This window comes from Fusibacter sp. (assembly GCF_057447755.1).
Genome location: NZ_JBVBZF010000307.1, coordinates 1 through 4146, shown reverse-complemented (window position 1 = coordinate 4146; position 4146 = coordinate 1). Strand labels below are relative to the sequence as shown.

At 33.8% G+C, this 4146-nt stretch carries 5 protein-coding genes; 4 read left to right on the top strand and 1 reads right to left on the bottom strand.

Annotation, left to right across the window (positions count from 1 at the left end; translation table 11 throughout):
• The 3 genes from AC220I_RS19095 to AC220I_RS19085 form a co-directional block, all read left to right on the top strand.
• Window positions 1-687: nucleoside recognition domain-containing protein (locus tag AC220I_RS19095; protein WP_486725456.1), on the top strand; the 687-nt coding region annotated here is incomplete at its 5' end.
• Between the two features lies 1 nt (window position 688).
• Window positions 689-856 (top strand): FeoB-associated Cys-rich membrane protein, encoded by a 168-nt coding sequence (locus tag AC220I_RS19090; protein WP_486725455.1) that lies wholly within the window; start codon window positions 689-691, stop codon window positions 854-856.
• 219 nt (window positions 857-1075) lie between these two features.
• Window positions 1076-1327, top strand: coding sequence for a CPF_0552 family protein (locus tag AC220I_RS19085; RefSeq protein WP_486725454.1), 252 nt, complete (start codon window positions 1076-1078; stop codon window positions 1325-1327).
• 67 nt (window positions 1328-1394) lie between these two features.
• Here AC220I_RS19085 and AC220I_RS19080 read toward each other — a convergent pair whose 3' ends face one another.
• Window positions 1395-3452: a sigma-54 interaction domain-containing protein gene (locus tag AC220I_RS19080; protein ID WP_486725453.1), complete on the bottom strand. Its 2058-nt coding sequence runs from the start codon at window positions 3450-3452 to the stop codon at window positions 1395-1397.
• A gap of 124 nt (window positions 3453-3576) precedes the next feature.
• Here AC220I_RS19080 and AC220I_RS19075 point away from each other — a divergent pair.
• Window positions 3577-4146: hypothetical protein (locus tag AC220I_RS19075; protein ID WP_486725452.1), on the top strand; the 570-nt coding region annotated here is incomplete at its 3' end.

The following is a 4146-nucleotide window of genomic DNA, read 5'->3' as shown; positions in this document are numbered from 1 at the left end:
CTTCCTGAGTATAAAGTACCGAGTCTTAAAAATGCAGTCATTCAAATGTTTGATAAGGCTAAAGCTTTTATTTATAAGGCATCAACCATTATTTTAGTCATGAATACTTTAGTGTGGTTTATGCAGGCTTATGGCTGGAACTTACAAGCGGTTGATTCTCAAAGTGCAAGTATATTAGCTGGTGTCGGTTCGATTATTGCACCACTTTTAATCCCATTAGGATTTGCAGGATGGCAACTTGCAGCAGCGATTATCACAGGATTTATTGCAAAGGAAAATGTTGTAGCAACATTCGCTGTTATATTGTCAGTGGCAAGTGCTGATGCTTTACATGTCCCAGGTGGTGTTCTCACACAATTCTTCACTCCAGTCACTGCTTACGCTTTCCTTGCATTCAATTTATTCACACCACCATGTTTTGCCGCGATGGGTGCTATGAACTCTGAACTTGGATCAAAAAAATGGTTAGGTAGAGCCTTAGGGTTTCAAGTTGCTGTAGGCTATACGCTTGCACTTTTAATTACACAGTTTGGTACTTTATTGATTTATAGAGAATTCGCGCCAGGATTTGTTCCTGCGATGATTGTTCTAGTCGCAATTATTGGTGGCGTATATATTGGCATTAAAAAGGCAGATGCAAAAAGAAATGAAATGATGGCTTTAAACGAGATTAGTCAGGAGGCATAATATGTCAACCATTATAGTAGGTGCTTTGTTGGTACTCTTGCTCACTTGGTCTTTTAAACGCACTAAAAGGGATTTGAAAAACAGTAAATGTGGCGGCTGTAGTGGATGTGGTCTTAAAAATCAATGCAGTAGCGCCAGTGAAATAGAACCAGTTCAACTCAAACTCTAATTGTAATTCAGACTCTAACTCAAACTCTGTTTGCAACTTAAACTCAGATTCGTATATGAACACAAATTTTACGATAAACTCAATATTAAATCAAATGAAACATAGATTTGAACACAAATTTGGGGTCAGACACTTCATTTTATAATACTCATATAATAATTGTTTAAACGTATATGATTTGGGTATTCAATTAAGGTCAAAAAAATTTGGAGGTCAAATATGCGTGTTATTATGGGAATTCAGGTTGGGGATAGAGAGCATGAAGCGATAAAAGTTCAAGAACTTTTAACAAAACATGGCTGCATCATTAAAACAAGATTGGGCTTACATGAGGCTTCAGTTGAAGGTCAATGTAGTTCAAACGGTCTGATAATCTTGGAATTTTTAAAGAATAAGGAAGATGAAATTAAGGCAATAGAAAAAGAGCTTGCGGCACTTGAATCAGTGGAAGTGAGACAAATGATATTCTAAAATGAGGAAATTTAAAACGATAGGATAGTAAATAGGTTTTTAAACAGGCTTAAATCAAGCCTGCAACCTATATACTATCCTGTTTTTTTAAAAATGAAATGCCTTTTTCTGTTATATAGCTACCACTTCTTCCTTTTTTAATATCAATAAAGTTAGATTGATTTAAGTCAGAGAGTATCTTTCTGAGTGCACTTTCTTGAAGGATAATGTTTTCTTTGTTTAGACAACTAATTAAATGCTTTCTTCCTGCTGTTTTTCCAATATTATTGAGAAAGAAGATCGCATTAAGCGTTTTAAAAACGACTTCCTTTTCATGTTTTTCAAGTAGGACTAATTGATCATTTTTAGGATCAAGTATCATTTCATTTGCAGGTAATGGTGTTTGTCTTATATAGTGTGGAAGAGACTCAACTGTAATGGTTTTTGATTCGTCGAGTGTCGTGATATAATGTGCAACATTACCTATTTCACGAATGTTCCCAGGCCAATCATAAGCGTTTAAAAGTGTTTCGCAATTAGGTTCAATATCATATCGATTATCCGTAAAATGTCTTAATAACAAAAGAATGTCTTCTTTGCGTTTGCGGAGTGGGGGGAGATCAATCGGGAATACATTTAACCTATAGAATAAATCTTGCCTAAACTGTCCTTCCTGAACCATATCAACAAGGTTTTTATGAGTAGCGGCAATGACCCTAACATCAATTTCTATGATGTGATCAGCACCAATAGGTGTAATTTGCTTTTCTTGGAGGACTCTTAAAAGTTTTGATTGAAGATGATTTGGCATATCACCAATTTCATCGAGAAATATAGTCCCGTTATTAGCCCGTTCAAAAATACCCTTTTTACCTTCTTTTAAGGCGCCAGTAAAGGAACCACTTGAATAACCAAATAGTTCACTTTCTAAAAGATGCTCTGGAATGGCGGCAGCATTAATAGCGATAAATGGTTGTTTGGATCGATTAGAAGCATTGTGTAAAGCTTGTGCTAAAACTTCCTTGCCTGTGCCGCTCTCGCCTGTAATCAAAACAGTTAGGTCAGACTGAGCAATCTTCCTGCTCTTTGAAATTATATTCTTGACGGTTGGAGATTTCGTGACAATATCATCAAAAGAATATCTTGCGATTTGCCCCTTTTGTCTCAGTTTCTGAGTTAGATTCTGTTCTAATTTTTTAATATAGGTAACTTCTTGAAAACTGAAGTACATTTTAATTTCTTTATTATAATGTACGATTTCCTTCTTCTCAAGGTTTATGGTTTTGTTTTTATACGTAATAATATCATCCAGTGTTTTAGCACTATAATAGTTTTTAACACCAATTGATGGGAGTATTTCATGTAGATATTCTCCTTCGATTGGTTTTTTTATTTCAAAAATCTGAGCAAAAACTTTATTAGAAATTAGGATTTTACCGCTTTGATCAGTTAATAAAATACCATCATGTGACAAATCTAAAAGATAATCCAGTTCTTCTGTACGGACTAATAGCTTATTATAATGATCTTCCATGTTGTCGTTTGGGCTTAGAATTTTTTGATAATACTGATAGAAATTATTTTGAATCTCCTTGTCTTGAAGTTCCAATGTAGACATAATAAAAAGCATGGTTGAAATGTCTATAACCCGGTTACCAATGTCAATGACTTCTTGAATGTAATCTGGTATAAAATCGACTTCAGATGGTGAAATTGCATATTTAATACCGTGATAATCGTGACCTTCTTCGTATGGAATAAGATTTATATGACGAATGCCTATGTGGTATAAGGCAGAAACAGATTCGAGAATTGTTTCCGCTACATCGTTTACAACAAGAACATCTGAGTTTTTAGGTATATTGTATAAGGGATAGATGTCTTTTTTTAAAAAAGTCCTTTTAATGACGATGATCTTTGATGGATCATCCACATAGGCTTTCATAATATTCCATCGACTACTTGCCATCACAAGCACAAGATCTGCTGTTATAAGGCTATGCTCAGTAAGTTGATCTATGTAAACGGTTTGAATCTCCACTTTCTTTTCAAAGATTTCTTCGAGGTTAGACTTCAAGTGATTGCCAACAAGGCTGACTCTGTTATTCTTAAAGGTTGAATCTGAAACGACTGCAATTTTTTTCATAACCTGTTTATCCTCCTGTTAATTTAATATTTTATCCTAATAAAAGTATTTAATCAAAGAAAATGTTTCGAAAAGTTAAAGTGGCATGAAAATTGCGTAATATAATTGCGAAGAGGTGATGGGGTTGAAAAAACAAATTACTGATGATGATTTTAAAAATCAAAAGTTGTTGGGTAATTTAAAAGTGAACAATAACGAGACATATGGCTTGTTTTTCATGTATCAAACGGACTTAGAAAACAATACTTATCGTAAATCAATGCATAAAATTGATTTAAATAATTTTAAAATTGATTGTTTAGAGATTGATAATATGCCAGATGATTATTATATATGTTTTGAACAAATCATATGCCTTTATAAGCAAAATGATAAGCTAAGTGTTCAAACAGACTTGTATACATTTGACTTGAAGAACAATGAGCTGGCATTTTTAATTAAAATAAATGGCAATGTTCTAAACATGGAGATATATGGAGATTATCTCTATTATCTTATATATGATGATCAAATTAACAATGAAGGTCAAAGTTTGACCACCATGGCACTAACCTATAGTAATTTTGGTTCTGGGCCACATAAGATTCTTTGTCGAGTAAACTTGTTTAATGGAGAGCGTCGTGTGATATCACCTTGTGGCTATGATGTGGATCAAGTTGCATTTGACATAAAGCATAAGTGCATAAACTTTTCG